This is a genomic window from Actinoalloteichus sp. AHMU CJ021 (assembly GCF_002895405.1).
In the GTDB taxonomy this organism is placed as follows: domain Bacteria; phylum Actinomycetota; class Actinomycetes; order Mycobacteriales; family Pseudonocardiaceae; genus Actinoalloteichus_B; species Actinoalloteichus_B caeruleus.
The window spans coordinates 491,813-507,182 of sequence record NZ_CP025990.1; the positions used below are offsets into that span (position 1 = coordinate 491,813).

13 protein-coding genes are annotated in these 15,370 nt (G+C 75.1%); 8 read left to right on the forward strand and 5 right to left on the reverse strand.

All coding sequences use genetic code 11. The annotated features are described in order from the left end of the window. The first annotated feature begins 43 nt into the window (after nucleotides 1-43). From C1701_RS01705 to C1701_RS01725, 5 genes are all read left to right on the forward strand, one after another. Entirely contained in the window at nucleotides 44-496 is a 453-nt protein-coding gene (locus C1701_RS01705; protein WP_103055396.1) for a hypothetical protein, read from the forward strand. Next, nucleotides 493-1,782, forward strand: coding sequence for a Zn-dependent hydrolase (locus tag C1701_RS01710; RefSeq protein WP_030106578.1), 1,290 nt, complete (start codon nucleotides 493-495; stop codon nucleotides 1,780-1,782). Before C1701_RS01705 ends, C1701_RS01710 begins: the two co-directional genes overlap by 4 nt. Beyond that, nucleotides 1,779-2,642, forward strand: a complete 864-nt coding sequence (locus tag C1701_RS01715) for an iron-sulfur cluster-binding protein (RefSeq protein ID WP_026420493.1) — start codon at nucleotides 1,779-1,781, stop codon at nucleotides 2,640-2,642. Before C1701_RS01710 ends, C1701_RS01715 begins: the two co-directional genes overlap by 4 nt. Further along, nucleotides 2,639-3,937, forward strand: a complete 1,299-nt coding sequence (locus C1701_RS01720; protein WP_103055397.1) for a dihydroorotase — start codon at nucleotides 2,639-2,641, stop codon at nucleotides 3,935-3,937. The genes C1701_RS01715 and C1701_RS01720 overlap by 4 nt, the downstream gene beginning before the upstream one ends. 446 nt (nucleotides 3,938-4,383) lie before the next feature. Further along, nucleotides 4,384-4,932 (forward strand): NADPH-dependent FMN reductase, encoded by a 549-nt coding sequence (locus C1701_RS01725; RefSeq protein ID WP_103055398.1) that lies wholly within the window; start codon nucleotides 4,384-4,386, stop codon nucleotides 4,930-4,932. A gap of 162 nt (nucleotides 4,933-5,094) precedes the next feature. Here the strand turns inward: C1701_RS01725 and C1701_RS01730 are convergent, their stop codons facing one another. Further along, the gene (locus C1701_RS01730) at nucleotides 5,095-5,790 is read right to left on the reverse strand and encodes a hypothetical protein (protein WP_337662072.1); all 696 of its coding nucleotides are present in this window, start codon (nucleotides 5,788-5,790) and stop codon (nucleotides 5,095-5,097) included. A 146-nt stretch (nucleotides 5,791-5,936) separates the two neighbouring features. On the opposite strand from C1701_RS01730, the gene C1701_RS01735 reads away from it, so the two are divergent. Beyond that, on the forward strand, nucleotides 5,937-7,175 hold the full coding sequence (locus tag C1701_RS01735; protein WP_103055399.1) for an endonuclease/exonuclease/phosphatase family protein: 1,239 nt from the start codon (nucleotides 5,937-5,939) through the stop codon (nucleotides 7,173-7,175). A 170-nt stretch (nucleotides 7,176-7,345) separates the two neighbouring features. Here C1701_RS01735 and C1701_RS01740 read toward each other — a convergent pair whose 3' ends face one another. Next, complete coding sequence (locus C1701_RS01740; RefSeq protein ID WP_051713156.1) at nucleotides 7,346-7,879, reverse strand: nitroreductase family protein; 534 nt, start codon at nucleotides 7,877-7,879, stop codon at nucleotides 7,346-7,348. Nucleotides 7,880-8,875: 996 nt separating this feature from the next. Then, nucleotides 8,876-10,090 (reverse strand): site-2 protease family protein, encoded by a 1,215-nt coding sequence (locus C1701_RS01750; protein WP_103055401.1) that lies wholly within the window; start codon nucleotides 10,088-10,090, stop codon nucleotides 8,876-8,878. A 222-nt stretch (nucleotides 10,091-10,312) separates the two neighbouring features. Between C1701_RS01750 and C1701_RS01755 the strand changes: the two genes are divergently transcribed. After that, on the forward strand, nucleotides 10,313-11,194 hold the full coding sequence (locus tag C1701_RS01755; protein ID WP_030106568.1) for an alpha/beta fold hydrolase: 882 nt from the start codon (nucleotides 10,313-10,315) through the stop codon (nucleotides 11,192-11,194). A gap of 65 nt (nucleotides 11,195-11,259) precedes the next feature. On the opposite strand, the gene hemC is transcribed toward C1701_RS01755, so the two are convergent. Both hemC and C1701_RS01765 read right to left on the reverse strand, forming a co-directional pair. Continuing rightward, on the reverse strand, nucleotides 11,260-12,282 hold the full coding sequence (gene hemC, locus C1701_RS01760; protein WP_211237618.1) for a hydroxymethylbilane synthase: 1,023 nt from the start codon (nucleotides 12,280-12,282) through the stop codon (nucleotides 11,260-11,262). A gap of 396 nt (nucleotides 12,283-12,678) precedes the next feature. Then, on the reverse strand, nucleotides 12,679-14,088 hold the full coding sequence (locus C1701_RS01765; protein WP_103055402.1) for an aminotransferase-like domain-containing protein: 1,410 nt from the start codon (nucleotides 14,086-14,088) through the stop codon (nucleotides 12,679-12,681). Here C1701_RS01765 and C1701_RS01770 point away from each other — a divergent pair. Continuing rightward, nucleotides 14,087-15,088: a DMT family transporter gene (locus tag C1701_RS01770; RefSeq protein ID WP_103055403.1), complete on the forward strand. Its 1,002-nt coding sequence runs from the start codon at nucleotides 14,087-14,089 to the stop codon at nucleotides 15,086-15,088. The genes C1701_RS01765 and C1701_RS01770 overlap by 2 nt on opposite strands. Nucleotides 15,089-15,370: the final 282 nt, after the last annotated feature.

Consider the following 15,370-nt stretch of genomic DNA (forward strand, 5'->3'; position numbering starts at 1 on the left):
CCGGCCCCCGCCCGTCCCCGTCACCCACCCCCTGGAGGCCGACATGGTTACCCCACCCCCGCGCGACGTCGCCGTCGACGCCGCCGTCGAGTTGCTCGTCCCCGCGCCCGGCGGGCCGCCCGTCCTCGACCCGGCCCGTTCCCCGGCCGCCGCCGAACGGCTCGGCGCCCTCGTCGCCGAGGAGTTGCGCGCCACCGGGGTCGACGCCGTCCTGACCTGGGAGGAGGACGGTGGGGCCGCTGTCCTCGGCCATATCACCGCCCGGGAGTTGGGGGCGCCCAGGGTGGCGGTCCGCGAGGACCTGGGCCGGCTGCTGGGGGACGTGGATCGGCTGCGCGGTCTGCGGGCCGGGTTGGCGGCGCTGACCGAACCAGCCCCGCGGGTGCTCGACCCGCTGCGCCGGCTGGTGTCCTCCCACGGCGGCGAGATCGTCGCGACCGCCGTGGCCGTGCGGCCGGCGGAGCTGGACGAGGCCACCAGGAGGGCACGGGGATGACGACCACCGAGAACCCGCTCGTCCTCGCGGTGGACCAGGACCGGATCGCCGCCGACCTCGACCACCTCGCCTCGCTCACCGAACCCGGCCCCGGCGTGTCCCGCCTGGCGTTCACCGAGTTGGAACGCCAGGCGCACGAGTACTTCGCGGCGACGTTGCGGCCGTTGGGGTACCGGGTGTGGACCGACACGGTCGGGAACACCATCGCCGAACTCGAGGGGACCGATCCGGGCGCGCCGGCCATCGGCACCGGGTCCCACCTGGACAGCGTGCCCTCCGGCGGCCGGTTCGACGGCATCGTCGGGGTCGTCGCCGGCATGGAGGTGGCCCGCGCGCTGGCCGACTCCGGCGTGCGGCCGAGGCACCGGCTGCGGGTCGTGGCCTTCGCCGCCGAGGAGGGCGCGCGCTTCGGCCAGGCCTGCACCGGCAGCCGCGTGGTGGCCGGGCTCACCGACGCCGCCGACCTGGACCGGCTGCGGGACGCCGCGGGGACGAGCATGGCCGAGGCGATGCGTTCGGTGGGGCTGGCGCCCGAGCGGGCCTCCGAGGCCCGGTGGGCGGCCGAGGAGTGGGCGGCGTTCATCGAACTGCACATCGAGCAGGGCAAGGTCCTGGAGTCCCTCGACCTGCCCATCGGGGTCGTCGACGTGATCTCCGGCAGCACGCGCCTGGAGTTCACCGTCACCGGCCTGGCCTCCCACACCGGGGGCACGCCGATGCACCTGCGGGCGGACGCGTTGGCCGCCGCGGCCGAACTGGTGCTGCTGGCCGAGGAGATCGCCACCGACTCCCGCCACCACGGCACCCGGCTCACCGTCGGGCGGCTCGACGTCAGCCCGAACTCGCTGACCACCATCCCCGGTGCGGTGGTGTTCGGGTTGGACGTGCGCGACGTCGACAGCGCCCGGCAGCGGGAGACGGCCGCCGAGTTCACCGCGCGGGCGCACGCCGTGGCGGCCCGCAGGGGCGTCGGGCTGCGGGACCGGTTGTTGGCCGACACCTCCCCGGTGGTGCTGCCCTCCTGGATCCAGGACGAGATCACCCGGGCGGCCCGCGACTGCGGCTCCGCCTACCGGGTGATGCCCAGCGGGGCCAGCCACGACAGCCAGATGCTGACCAGGGTGGTGCCGGTGGGCATGGTCTTCGTGCCCAGCCGGGACGGCCTGAGCCACACCCCGGCGGAGTGGACGAGCGTGCCGGAGATCGCCGAGGGCACCCGGGTGCTGGCGGCGACGCTGCTGCGCCTGGACGCCGCCGCGTCCACGGGTGAGGAGCGGGCGCGGTGACCGCCCCCCTGTCGCGGAGCCTGGCCGAACGGGTGGTGCCGTTGCCGCCGGCCGCTCGACCGGAACCCACCTGGGACGAGTGCCGGGTGGTGGCGCACGAACCCGTCGGGGACCGCTACCACCGGCTGACCCTGCGGGCGCCCAGCATCGCCGACCGGGCGTTGGCCGGGCAGTTCGTCATGATCACCATCCCGGAGAGCACCCCGTCCCGGTCGGTGTTGCCACGTCCGATGGCGGTGCACCGCCGACGCCCCGCCGAGGGTGTCGTGGAGATCGTCTACGGGGCCGGCGGGGCCGGCACCCGGGCGCTGACCGAGGTGGCGGTGGGCGAGGACCTGCTGGTCACCGGTCCCCTCGGCCGTGGTTTCACCCTCGACCCCGGGACCCGCCGCGTGCTGGTGGTCGGCCGGGGCATCGGGGTCTGCTCGGTGATGGGCGCCGTGGAGGACGCGGTGGCCACCGGGGTGGAGGTCGTCGCGGTGACCAGCGCCCGCACCACCGAGGCGTTGGTGGGGCCCGGTGACCTCGCCGAACTCGGGGTCGAACGGGTGTTGGCCGTCACCGACGAGGCCGGCGACAGCGCGGTGCCCGCGCTGCGGTCCCGGCTGGCCGGGGAACTGGCGGACGGACCACCGGCCCAGGTGTTCGTCTGCGGCTCCGACCGGCTCGCCGAGCTGTGCCGGTCGTTGGGCCAGGAGTGGGGCGCGCGGGTTCAGGTGTCGTTGGAGGCGCACATGGCCTGCGGGTTGGGCTACTGCCACGGCTGCGCGACGGCGGCCACCACCACCGGCAGCGAGAGCCCGCTGATCTGCGCCGACGGCCCCGTCTTCGCCCTGCCGACCGGCGGTGGCGACCGGTGAGCGAGCTGCGGTTGCGTGCCGTCCGCCCCTACGGGGAGGGGCCCCCGGTGGACCTCACCGTGCGGGACGGGCGCATCGCCGCCGTGGAACCCGCCGAGGGCTCCCCGCCCCGCGCGGGCGAGCTGGACGGGCGGGGCGGGGTGCTGCTGCCCGGGTTCGTGGACCTGCACACCCACCTGCGGGAACCCGGCGGTGAGGACGCGGAGACGGTGCGGACGGGGACGGCGTCGGCCGCCGCCGGCGGGTTCACCGACGTCTTCGCCATGGCCAACACCCGGCCGGTGACCGACTCCGTCGACCGGGTGCGGTGGTTGGCGGAGCTGGCGGCGGCGGAGGCCGTGGTCCGCGTCCACCCGGTGGCCGCCGTGACCCGGGACCTGGCCGGCGCCGAACTGACCGACCTGGACGCCCTGGTCGCCGCCGGGGTCCGGGTCTTCTCCGACGACGGGCACTGTGTGGACGACCCGGCCCTGGTCGACCGGGCCCTGCGCCACCTCGGCCCGGCCGGTGGGGTGTTCGCCCAGCACGCGCAGAGCGCGGCCCTGGCCGGCGGCGGCCAGGTCGACGCCACGGTCGCCGCCCGGCTGGGGCTGCCGCCGTGGCCGATGGTGGCCGAGGACGTGGTGGTGGCCCGCGACGCGCTGCTGGCCCTGGAGCGGGACGCGCCCCTGCACGTCTGCCACGTGTCCTCCCCCCGGTCGGTGGAGATCGTCCGGTGGGCCCGGGAACGGGGGGCCCGGGTCAGCGCGGAGGTCACCCCACACCACCTGTTGCTCGACACGACCCGGAGCGGGACGGGGGACCCCACCTACAAGGTCAACCCGCCGCTGCGCGCCCCGGAGGTGGCGCCGGCGCTGCGGGATGCCCTGCGCGACGGGGTGATCGACGTCGTCGCCACTGACCACGCCCCGCACCCGGCGCACCGCAAACGCGGGCCGTGGCGGGAGGCGGCCTTCGGGATGACCGGGTTGGAGACGGCGCTGGCGGTCACCGCCGAGGTGTTCGACGGGACGTCCGGTGTGGACTGGCGTCGGGTGGCCGAGGTGTTGTCCCACCGGCCGGCCGCCCTCGCCGGCATCGACGGGGTTGCCGGTCGGCCACTCGCGGTGGGCGAACCAGCCACCTTCTGCGTCGTCACCGAGGACACCCCGTGGACGGTGAGCCGGGCGGACACCCGCAGCCTGTCGGGGAACACCCCGTTCGAGGGCCGGGAGTTCCGGCACCGCGTCGTGCTCACGGTGGTGGCGGGCCGCGCGGTGTGGCGGCACGAGGCGACGACGGCGGAGCGCCGCTGACACCGGCCGGGGAGTAGGGGCGGGGCCGGCCCCGCTCCCCCGCCCCGGCCACGTGCCCGCGCGCCCGACGCGGCACCGGGTGGACGTCGCCAGGGGGCGCTCCCTCGCGGTGCGCACCCGCTCACCGCCGACCCCCGACGCCCGCCGGACGGCGACGTGGGGGACGCCCGGCAACCCCACCGGGCGCTCCCCAGTGGAGTGAATTCCGGGCCGGCGCGGGACGCCGCACCCCCCGTCCCGCAGGTGCGCGCGTGGAGACGGTCGCGCGCGCTCGACCAGCGGTTCTCGCCCGTTCCGCCCGCGGGGTGAGCGGGTCAGGGAATCCGCGCGTCGCCCCAGCCCACTGCACCGTCCACCCAGGACGTCCTTGACCTGAACAAAGGTTCAGGTCCTAGCGTTCCTCACGCACGGCCACCCGGTCGTGCCACACCGTCGAGGAGGAACCGATGTCGCACTCCCCCGCCCCCTACCGTCTCGCCGTGCTCATGGGCAGCGTCCGCGAGGGCAGGTTCTGCCCCACCGTCACCCGGTGGTTCGTCGGCCAGGCCGTCAACCGCTCCGACATCGCCACCGTCGACGTCATCGACCCCGCCGAACTGAACCTGGAGGACGAGGAGTTCGCCAAGCGCATCGAGGCCGCCGACGCGATCGTGGTCGTCACCCCCGAGTACAACCACGGCTACCCCGGTGCGCTGAAGAGCGCCATCGACTCACTGTTCGCCGAGTGGCAGACCAAGCCCGTCGGCTTCGTCAGCTACGGCGGGATCTCGGGTGGCCTTCGCGCGGTGGAGCAACTGCGCGCGGTCTTCGCGGAACTGCACGCGGTCACGATCCGGGAGACCGTCAGCTTCCACGGCGCCGACGCGTGCTTCGACGCCAAGGGGAACCCCCGCGACGCGGACCGGGTGAACCGTGCGGCGAGCGCCCTGCTGAACCAGCTCGGCTGGTGGGCCGAGACCCTCCGGGACGGCCGGGCCGCCCGCGCCTACGTCTGAGGCGACCCGGCTCCGCCGACTGGGGCTGGCCCGCGTCCGGACGGGCTGGCCACCCGTCGGCCGAGACGCGCCGACCAGTCCACGGTGGATCGCCGTGCGCGGTTCCACCACGCGGGGGACCGGAGCGACGGGCAGGGGCCCCGCCGGTCGCCGCCGCCGCGCTCAGCGGACCTGGTCAAGGGCCGCGCCGGCCGCCCCGGCGGGCCTGCCCGGAACCGCACCGGTGGGGGCGCGCAGCAGGTCCCGGTGGTCCAGCCAGTCGGCGACCTCCTCGGCGAGGTCGCCGACCGTCCGGCCCGCCACCTCCAGTTCGAGGACCGGCAACCTGCTCGCCGCCGCCAGCCGACGCAGCGCCCGCTGCTCGGCAAGGAAGAACCCAAGGTCGTCGTACTGGTCCGGTTTGGCCGAGACGAGCAGGCGTTCCTCCCGCGCCGAGGCGAAGGTCTCCTCGGCCCGGGTGCACAGCACGATCGCGAACCCCAGGGGCAGCAGCCGCTCCTCCAACCCCGCGTCGTCGAAGTCCCGGCCCCGACGCTGCTGGTCGGCGCGGGCCGAGAGGTGGAAGCGGTCCACGATCCACGAGTAGTACCGGTGCAGCTCGAACAGCCGGGTCCAGGTCCGGAACACCTCGACCGCCGCAGGTTCCTCCTCCGGTCCGAAGGAGATGGGACTGGGGCCCCACGCCTGGTTGGTCAGGCCGCCCCACTCCCCGGAGATCACCGGGGAGTGGTACCGGTAGCGCCGCGGCCCGACCACCCTGGGGTGCTCGTTGAGCGCGAACGCCAGTTCGGTCTTCCTCGTCAGCCGTGTGCCCTCAAGGATGATCTTCGGGCACAACGGCGGGGCGGATTCAGCCATCTCGTCAGTCAAGAGCAGCACATCCCGGGGATCAAGAGAGACGGGCGCCGCGCTCCCCGAGGAGCCCGCCGGCCGCGCGACGGTCGGCGTCACCAGGCGGGAGGCGTTGATCGGCGACGGTGCCGTGCGGGGACGATGCTGGAGGCATGTGGTCCTCCACCGCCGACCCGCCCTCCCGTCGCGCGCCCCGCGACTCCACCGCCACCTCGACGCCTCCGCCCCGCCGGACCGCCCGCGCCACCGGTCGGGACACGGCCCGGTTCCGACCGGGCAGCCTCGGCGTGCCCGCACCACCGACCCCCGGCACGGTCCGGGTGGCCACCTTCAACACCGCGCTGTCCCGCCCCGTCGAGGGCGGGATGGCCGCCGAACTGTCCGACCCCGCGGGCAGCGAGCAGGCACGGCTGGTGGCCGAGGTGCTGCAACGCGTTCGCCCCGACATCGTGCTGCTCGCCGAGTTCGACCACGACTCCGACGGTGCGGCGGCCACCACCTTCGTCCGCGACTACCTGGCGGTCCCCCAGCTCGGCGCGGAACCCCTGCGCTACGACCACCGCTTCCTCGGGCCGGTGAACACCGGAGTGCCTTCGGGTTTCGACCTCGACCGGGACGGCGCCTTCGACGGACCCGACGACGCCTGGGGATACGGGCATTTCCCCGGCCAGTACGGGATGCTCCTGCTGTCCCGCCACCCGATCAACGTCGAACGGGTGCGGACCTTCCGGCGTTTCCGCTGGCAGGACCTGCCTGGCGCGCTGCTCCCGTCCGCCCCGGACGGCAGCCCCCACTACCCGCCCGAGGTGCTCGACCGGTTCCCGCTCTCGTCGAAGTCGCACTGGGATGTGCCGGTCCAGGTGGGGTCCCGCGCGCTGCACGTGCTGGCGTCCCACCCGACCCCACCCGCCTTCGACGGCCCGGAACGGCGGAACGTCCGGCGCAACCACGACGAGGTCCGGTTCTGGGTGGACTACCTGTCGCCGGGCGGTGCCGACCACCTGCACAACGACGCGGGTACCGCAGGTGGCCTGCCGCCGGGCGCCGAGTTCGTCGTGCTGGGTGATCTGAACGCCGACCCCTCGGCCGGCGACCGGGAACCGGGTGCGATCCGCCGCCTGCTGGCCGCACCCCGGCTCGTCGACACCCGGCCGGGCAGCCTCGGCGCGGTGGAGGCGGCCCTGCGACGGGGGTGGTCGGGAACCGGGTGGACGGCCACCGCGGACTTCGGGGTGGACGGACCGGGCTGTCTTCGGGTCGACTACGCGCTGCCCTCGGCCGGTACGAACCCGGGGGCGAGCGGCGTCTGCTGGCCGCCGTCCTGGTCCGCTCTGGATCGGCTCGCCCTGGCCTCGGACCACCGGCTGGTGTGGGTCGACCTGCGGTGGTGATCGGCTGGTGCGACGGGCGGGGCGCGTACCTCCGCTTCCGCTCGCAGGGACGCGCCCACCTGGCCCGTTCTCCTGGCCCCGTCCGCCTGGCTTCCGTCGCAGGTGGCCTCCGGTTCGGGCTCGGGCCGGGGCCGGGTCGCCGGAGTTCGACCGGCGTCGGGCCGGGCGGGTCAGACCGCGTCGTCCTCGCCGAGCAGGGCGCCGGTGGCCAACCGCCCGGTGGGGATGGCGGACACCCCGGCGGGAGGCGGGGCGGGATGACCGAGGGCGACGACGTGGCGAACCTGCCATCGGACCTCCAGACCCAGCAGCCGGCCGGCGGCGGCGACGTTCCGCTCGGGGTGGAGCGTCACCGGGCAACTCCCGAGGCCCAACGCGTGGGCGGCCAGCAGGATGGACTGGCACAACCTGCCCTCGTCGAAGCCGGTGTCCCGGCCGCCGAGTTCCGGGTCGACGGCGATGGCGAGCACGGTGGGGGCGTTGGCGAGGTGGAGCGCGTAGTCCCCGAGGGTGCTCAGGCGTCGCCGGACGTCCTGTTCGGTGACCACCCGCAGCCGCCACGGCTGCCGGTTACGGGCTGACCCGGTCCACCGCGCGACCTCGCAGACCGCCTGGATGTCCCGTTCGGCCACCGGTTCCTCGGTGAACCACCGGGTGGCCCTGGGCGTCCGCAACCAGTCCAACAGTTCCTCGGCGCGCGACACCACCCCAGTCTGCCGGAGACGGTCATCCAGCGAGGATGGTGGTGCCAGGCCGCTACCGATGGGGCCGGGAAGCTGGGGCGGTGACGCTGTCCTGCCTCCCATTCGGCCGCCTGTGCGCTCGGGGCCACATCGGAGTTCATCCATCCCCGAACATGGAACGGCCCGTTCGAGGGAGGTCCGCCTGACCACTTGCGGCGCGGGACGTCGGGATCCTGATGGTCCCGGCTGTCCGTCCAGGTCCTCGAACGGGTCACTGGTTACCCAGCACCACCACTGTGCCTGGTGGTGCGGTGTCGCCCACAGGGCCGTTGGGCCCGACGTCGCCAGGCACGTCGGCTCGTCCACCCCGGGGCGCCTGGGTGGTCGTACTCCTCCGCTGGTTGCTGATCAGCATGGCCGGGAACCGGGGTGCGGGTCGCCGCGGAGCCCGCACCCGCCACCCGTGAGGACCGGATCCCGGACGGAACGGCCACCACGGGGCGAGTGGTCATGGCCCGGGTGCGGCGGACGATGAGCTCGCCCCCGCCCGGCCGCCGATGCTCGGGTGCCACCACGCGCGGCGCGGTACCTGGGCGACTGGGCTCGCTGGAACTCCCGGCCGTGTTCACGGCACCAGCTGGAGCCGACGACAGGTGAACCGCGACGCGGCCGCGACACGGACAACGCGCTGGCAGCCCGGGCCGACGCGGGGTCCTGGGGCTCGGGATGAATCGAGCGGCGGCGAGAGAGCCCACACAGAGGAAGGCCCGTCCGAGGTGGGGAACTCGTCGTCTTTCGACGATGAGTGACCAGTCGAACGCTGACACGGGGTCTGCTCCTGGTCTTCACCCTGTCCTCGGGCGGGTCACTGGTTGCCCAGCACGTTCAGGATGCCTCCCCGGCACCCGTCGCGTCAGGAGTCCTTGGGCCCTGGTCGCGGGGGTCGAGTGGCCCCACTCGTGGCGGTGGTGCCGACGAGGCCCGACCGGGGCGGGGGACACGGGGCCCGGCATGCCGTCAGTCGGGCGGTCGTTGGCCGGGGAACCACCACCCGCTGGGTGGGGTCGAGGGCCGGCGTCCGGTGCCCTCCACCCGGATCGGGAAGGTGGCCGCGCCCAACCGCCGGTCGGCGACCGCCTCGGCGACGTCCGAGGTCGTCAGCACCCCGACCGGGCCTGCCGCGTCCTCCACCAGGATCCAGGCGTGCCGCTGGTCGCCCAGCCGTGGGACCACGGTGGCCAGTGATTCCTCGACCCGCACCCTGATCAGCTGGTCGGCTGGCACCGCCAGTTCGCCGAGTCGGGCGGTGCCTCGGGCGTCCTCGGGCACCGACCGGATCCGGTTCGGGGTGAGGAGCCCGGTGACGTGGCCGTCGGGGTCCAGCAGGACCACGGCTGGTGGGGGCGGGTCGGTGGGCAGGCCGTCCCGGAGGAACCCGTGCAGGGTGGTGTCGGGGCCGGCGCTGGGCACGGGGTGGCGCATCACGTCCCGGACGGGGACGTCGGCCAGGGCGGCGCCGACCCTCGCCTGTTGCGCCTCGGCTCCGGCGACGGCGGTGATGAACCAGCCCAGCAGCACCCACCACAGCCCGTTCGTTCCCCGGAACAGCAGTTGCGCGATGCCGAGGCCGATGAGGAGCAGACCGAGCACCCGCCCGGCGTAGGCCGACCAGATTGCCGCCCGCCACCGATCGCCCCGCCACCGCCACAGCGCGGCCCGCAGCACCCGCCCGCCGTCCAGGGGCGCGGCGGGGAGGAGGTTGAAGACGGCGAGAGCCGCGTTGAGCAGCGCGAGGTAGACGAAGACGATCGCGACCAGCGCGGCGGCGCCGAACTGGGCGGTCGCGGAGGCGAGCGCGGCGAACAGGAGGGCGAGCAGCGCGCTGGCGGCCGGTCCCACCGCGGCGATGCGGGCCTCGGCGCCCGCGTCGCGTGCCTCTCCTCTGAGTTGGGCGACCCCGCCGAGCAGCCACAGGGTGATGCCGGCGACCTCCACGCCGTTGCGGCGGGCGACCACGGCGTGGGCGAGTTCGTGCACCAGCAGGGAGAGCACCAGGAGCAGGGCGGCGCCGATGCCGGCCACCACGTAGGCGGCGACCGGGTAGCCGGGGAAGAGCAGGGGCAGTTGGCGGGCGGCCAGGCCGATGGCCACGAGGAGCACGATGCCCACCACGCTCCAGTGCAGGCCCACCGGGATGCCGGCGATCCTGCCGAGGCGAAGGGTCGTCCTCATCCGCGCACCTCCGTTCGTCGGACAGCGGGTCCAGTGGTGGTGCCGTCCTCCTCCCGGGTACCCCGACCGGCCGGCATGGCCCCGGTGGCGGGTGAACTCGCCGGGTCGGCGGGAGGCGCGGACCACCAGGACACGAGACGGGACGTACCGTTCCGGCAGGGGATGTCGCGGTCGGCCACGATGAGCAGGACACGACGAGACGTCCCGTGTTCGGAGGTGGGGATGACGACCCCTGTCGAGACCACGGTGACCGTCGCACCGGGTGTGCGGCTGTGGACCGAACGGCGCGGCGACCCGCGCGCCCCGGCACTGCTCCTCGTGATGGGCGCCAGCGAACCAGGCCTGAGCTGGCCGGACCCGTTGGTGGACCGGCTCGCCGCCCACCACCAGGTGATCCGGTACGACCACCGGGACACCGGGGCCTCCACCCGCGTGTTCGACGAGGCCCCCTACCCGCTCGCCGAGCTGGCCGAGGACGCGGTCCGAGTGCTCGACGCGCTCGACGTGGACCGCGCCCACGTCTTCGGCCTGTCGATGGGCGGGATCCTCACCCAGCTCCTGCTCGCCGACCACCCCGACCGGCTGCGCACCGCCAGCCTGTGGAGCACCTTCGCGATGAGCACCACCCCGCTGCGGCACGACGACGGAGCCACCACCCCGGTCGAGGAGCTCCCGGGACCGGACGAGGAGCTGATCGGCTGGCTGAGCGGGCTCACCCCTCGGCCCGACCTGGAGGCGGAGCTCGACCAACGGGTCGAGAAGTGGCGGCGCATGAACCCGGGGCCGCTCCCCCTGGACGCCGCGGACTTCCGTACCAGGGAGGAGCGGATCATCGCCCACAGCGGGCGGTGGGACGACTCGTGGGCGCACGCGCTGGCCGACCAGTCCGGTCTGCTCCGCACCGACCAGCTCGCGGCGAACACGGTGCCCACCCTGGTCATCGAGGCTCCGGCCGACCCGGTCGTCCCTCCGGTCCACGCCCGGCACCTGGACCAGGTCGTCGGCGCGACGAGGCTGGTCACGATCCCCGGGTTGGGCCACGCCCCGGTCCGGCGGGCGCTCGACCCGATCGCGGACGCGGTGCTGGCCCACACCCTCGCCTGAGCGACCAGCGGCGGCGGGTGTCGGGCAACCGGGCAACCGGGCGGCGGTTCCCCTTCGCGGGGCCGTCAGTGCCGGGTGTCGCCGATGAGTTCCCGGGCGCCCTGGCTGATCAGGTCGTCGGCGACCCGGGCGCCCAGGCCCACCGGGTCGTCGGCCACGCCGGTGGCGTGCGACCGCACCCACCCTGACCCGTCCTCGGAGAACACCAGGCCGGAGAGGGCGAGCCGGCCCTCGTCGGTGGTGGTGCAGTGCAGGGCGATGGGGCTGTTGCAGTGGCCGGAGAGCAGGTGGAGGGCGGTCCGCTCCGCCGACACCCACCGGGTGGTCTCCTCGTCGCCCAGGTGTGCCAGCAGCCGCATCACGGCCTGGTCCTCGACCCGGGCCTGCACGCCGATCACCGCGGCCCCGCAGGCGGGGACCATCGAGGGCCGGGAACCGGCCGACCAGACGGTGGACAGCACCTCGGTGATCCGGTCGGTCAGGCCGATGCGTTCCAACCCGACCCTGGCCAGGACGATGGCGTCGAACTCCCCGGCGTCGAGCTTGGCCAACCGGGCGTTGACCGAGCCCCGGATCCGGTCGATGCGCAGGTCCGACCGGTACAGCCCGAGCTGGGAGCGGCGGCGGACCGCCGAGGTCCCGACCCGCGCCCCCTCGGGCAGCTCACCCAGCCCGACCCCGGTGCGGGAGATCAGCACGTCGTGGGTGTCCCCCCGGGGCAGGAACGCCCCGAGTTCGGTGCCGGCGGGCAGCGGAACGTCGCCGGGGACGTCCTTCATCGAGTGCACGGCGAGGTCGACCTCACCGGCCACCAACGCCCCGTCGATCTCCTTGGTGAACGCGCCCTTGCCACCCAGCTCGGCCAGGTTGCCGTGCCAGCGGTCGGCGCTGGTCTCGATGCCCACCGTCTCGACCGGCAGGTCGGGCAGGACCGACCGCACCGCGGCGATGACCTGGTCGGTCTGGGCTCGGGCCAGCGGGGAGGTCCTGGTGCCGATCCGGAGCGGGACGTCGGCGAACCGGGCGGCGACCTCGTCCTTGAGCTCCTCGATGGGCGCGGCGGACGGGGCGGTGGGTGTCACGGACACGGGCGATCCCTGGTCGACGGCGGCGGGAACCCCCTGGTGGCGACCGCCCGCGCTGGAGCCTGGGCTCCGGTGCGGCCCGAGGCGCCGGGCTGACGGGCGGCCCGACCAGGTTGCGGGTTCGGGTCGGGTGCCACCCAGGATGTCACCCGCGTGTTCGCCCGCGCACACCGGTCCGTTGCTCTCTTTCCGGCCGTCCCGGGCCAACCCCCACCGCACGACCGGGTCGCGGCCCCCAGCCGACCCACGACGGCCCGTCCGACGTGACGAGTGGCACCACCGCGTGGTCGGCGGGTGGTCCAGGACGGTCGCGGAACCACCGGCGCGCGCACGCGCGTCTCCCGGGCGGTGCGCGAGCCCGCCCCGCCGATCCGGGGGTGACGTCCGGCGCGTCCCCGCTCAGGGCAGCTGTCGGGCCACCGCATCCCCGAGTCGGCGCGCGGCGTCGGGGAAGGCGCCCGGGTCCGGCCCCGAGTAGGTGAGCCGCAGGTAGGAGCCGGTCGGCTCGGCGGGGAACCAGCCGTCCCCCGGGACGACCACCACCCCCTCAGCCTCGCAGTCCCGGGCGAGCCGGTGCACGTCCACGGCGTCGGGCAGGCGCACCCAGAGCCCCAGCCCGCCCTCGGGCACCGCCTCCACCCTGGCGGTGGGGACGTGCTCGTGGAGCGCGTCGGCCAGCAGGTCACGGCGGGCGGCGAGCGCCCGGCGCAGCGACCGGAGGTGGGTTCGCCAGGCGGGTTGGGTGACGACGTCGAGGGCGACGGCCTGGAGCAGGCCGCTGACGTACAACGACTCCGCCTGCACGTCGGCGAGCAGCCGTTCCCGCACCGGGCCCCGGGCGAGGACGGCGGCGACGCGGACCGAGGGGGAGACGCTCTTGGTCAACGTCCGCAGGTACACGACGTGGCCGGCGTCATCCCGGGCGGCGAGGGGAGCCGACTCGGCGGTGATGCCGAGGTCGTGGGCCCAGTCGTCCTCGACCAGGAACGCGCGGTGGCGGCGCACGACGTCGAGGATCCGCTCGGCGAGGTCGGGCGACCAGCGGGCCCCGGTGGGGTTGGCGAAGTGCGGTTGGGCGTAGAACACGCGGGCCCCGGTCCGGGCGAACGCGTCGGCGACCTCGTCGGGGTCGGGGCCGTGCGCCCCGCTGGCGACGGGCACCAGCTGGACGCCGGTGCGCGCCGCCGCCGAGATCGCCCCCCAGTAGGTGGGCGACTCCACCAGGAGGGGTTGTCCGGCTCCGACCAGCGCGCGGAAGGTGGATCCGAGGCCGCTCTGACTGCCGGGCAGGACGATGGCGTCCCCGGGGGTGGGTGGCGAGACACCGCCGGGGGTGGCGGCGGCGAGTTCGGCGGCGAACCACGCCTGGAGTTCGGGCAGGCCGGCGGGTGGGGGGCGGGTGAGCGCGACGTCGCCCCGGGCCGCGCGGGTGAACGCCGCCCGGACCAGGCGCTCGGGCAGCAGTTCCCGGTCGGGGTAGGCGGAGTTCAACGCGGTCACGTCGTTGGGGGTGCTGCGCAGTGCCGTCGAGACCGGGGGGCGGGTGGCCGGCGCCCCCAGCGCCGCCGTCTGCCATCCGTAGTCCCGTGGCCGGGCGATCCGGGGTGCCCGGACGAAGCTCCCCACCCCCGGTCGGGTCTCCACCACGCCCTGGTCCACCAGGACCCGCAGCGCCCGCTGCACCGTGATCGGGCTGGCCCCGTACCGGGCCACCAGGGTCCGGGTGGAGGGCAGTCGCGTGCCGGGGGCGGCCGCCGCGATCCACGCGCGCAGGTCCGCCGCGATCCGCGTTCCGCTATCGTGGGACATGAGGAATCAGAGTAGCGCTACTCCCGCTCCGCGGGCTCCGCTATCGCCGTCGTGGGCCGGTCTGGGCTGGGGTCTGCTCGGTGTTACCGCGTTCTCCTTCACCGTTCCGCTCACGCGGATCGCGGTGGAGGGCGCGGGGATGTCGCCGCTGTTCGTCGGCAGCGGCAGGGCGGTCGTCGCGGCGGTGCTCGCGGCGGCCGCGTTGGGCCTCACCCGGCAGCGGCTCCCCCGGGGCCGCCAGTGGTTCCGCCTCGCCGTCGTCGCCGGGGGCGTCGTCGTCGGCTTCCCGGTGCTCACGTCCTTCGCGCTCACCTCGGTTCCCGCCAGCCAGGGCGCGGTCGTGATCGCGCTGCTGCCCGCCGCGACGGCGGTGCTGGCGGTCCTGCGGGGCGGTGAACGCCCGCCCAGGGCGTTCTGGGTGGTCGCGGTGGCCGGCGCGGCGGTCACCGTCCTGTTCACCGCCACCCGGGGCGGCGGGCTCGACGGTCCGAACTGGGCTGACCTGCTGCTGCTCGGCGCGGTCGTCGCGGGCGGCATCGGCTATGCCGAGGGCGGGCTGCTCGCCCGGGAACTCGGCGCCTGGCAGACGATCTCGTGGGCGCTGGTGGTGGCAGCGCCGCTGATGGTCGCGTTCACCGGCCTGTCGATCGCCCGGCAACCGTTGACCGGCGATGCGGCCGGGTGGGCGGCGTTCGCCTACCTCTCCCTGGTGAGCATGTTCCTCGGCTTCTTCGCCTGGTACCGGGGGCTCGCGATCGGTCCGATGTCCAGCGTCAGCCAGGTCCAGCTCGTCCAACCGGTGCTCAGCGTGGCGTGGGCGGCGGTGCTGTTGGGTGAGGTCCTGGGCTGGCGGACCGCCCTGGCCGGTGCGGCCGTCATCGCCTGCGCGGGGCTCGCCGTCCGCGTCCGGTCGCGGCCCGGGCCGGAACCCACGGGTCCGGCGGTGGTCGCCGAGCGGGGTGCGCCGGAACCGGCGAGCCGGTCGCGTCGACGCGGATGACCGTGGCCACCTGGCGCGGGGCAGCGACGCCCGGACCGGGCCGTGGTGGGGCCGGTCGGGTTTCGGAGTTCGTGGGCCGGGTCGGCCCGGGTTCTCGGTGCGTCCTGCGCCGAGGGCCGCCGGCGCACCGGTGCCGCCGTGGCCGACGGGCGGCACGAGGTCCTCGGCGTCCCCGGGGCCGCCCGCCGACCGGTGTGGACGTTCCCGTGACGGCGGGGCCCCCGGTTCCCCCGTCGTCCTGGGCTTCCGGAAGAGGCGCGGGGGGACGCCGACGGGCAGGGA

Bases quoted from the DNA above. Each gene is read 5' to 3' on its own strand.
- C1701_RS01730 (WP_337662072.1), bottom strand. From the start codon at position 5,790: ATGGCTGAATCCGCCCCGCCGTTGTGCCCGAAGATCATCCTTGAGGGC.
- C1701_RS01765 (WP_103055402.1), bottom strand. From the start codon at position 14,088: ATGTCCCACGATAGCGGAACGCGGATCGCGGCGGACCTGCGCGCGTGG.
- C1701_RS01705 (WP_103055396.1), top strand. From the start codon at position 44: ATGGTTACCCCACCCCCGCGCGACGTCGCCGTCGACGCCGCCGTCGAG.
- C1701_RS01725 (WP_103055398.1), top strand. From the start codon at position 4,384: ATGTCGCACTCCCCCGCCCCCTACCGTCTCGCCGTGCTCATGGGCAGC.
- C1701_RS01750 (WP_103055401.1), bottom strand. From the start codon at position 10,090: ATGAGGACGACCCTTCGCCTCGGCAGGATCGCCGGCATCCCGGTGGGC.
- C1701_RS01755 (WP_030106568.1), top strand. From the start codon at position 10,313: ATGACGACCCCTGTCGAGACCACGGTGACCGTCGCACCGGGTGTGCGG.
- C1701_RS01735 (WP_103055399.1), top strand. From the start codon at position 5,937: ATGTGGTCCTCCACCGCCGACCCGCCCTCCCGTCGCGCGCCCCGCGAC.
- C1701_RS01770 (WP_103055403.1), top strand. From the start codon at position 14,087: ATGAGGAATCAGAGTAGCGCTACTCCCGCTCCGCGGGCTCCGCTATCG.
- C1701_RS01710 (WP_030106578.1), top strand. From the start codon at position 493: ATGACGACCACCGAGAACCCGCTCGTCCTCGCGGTGGACCAGGACCGG.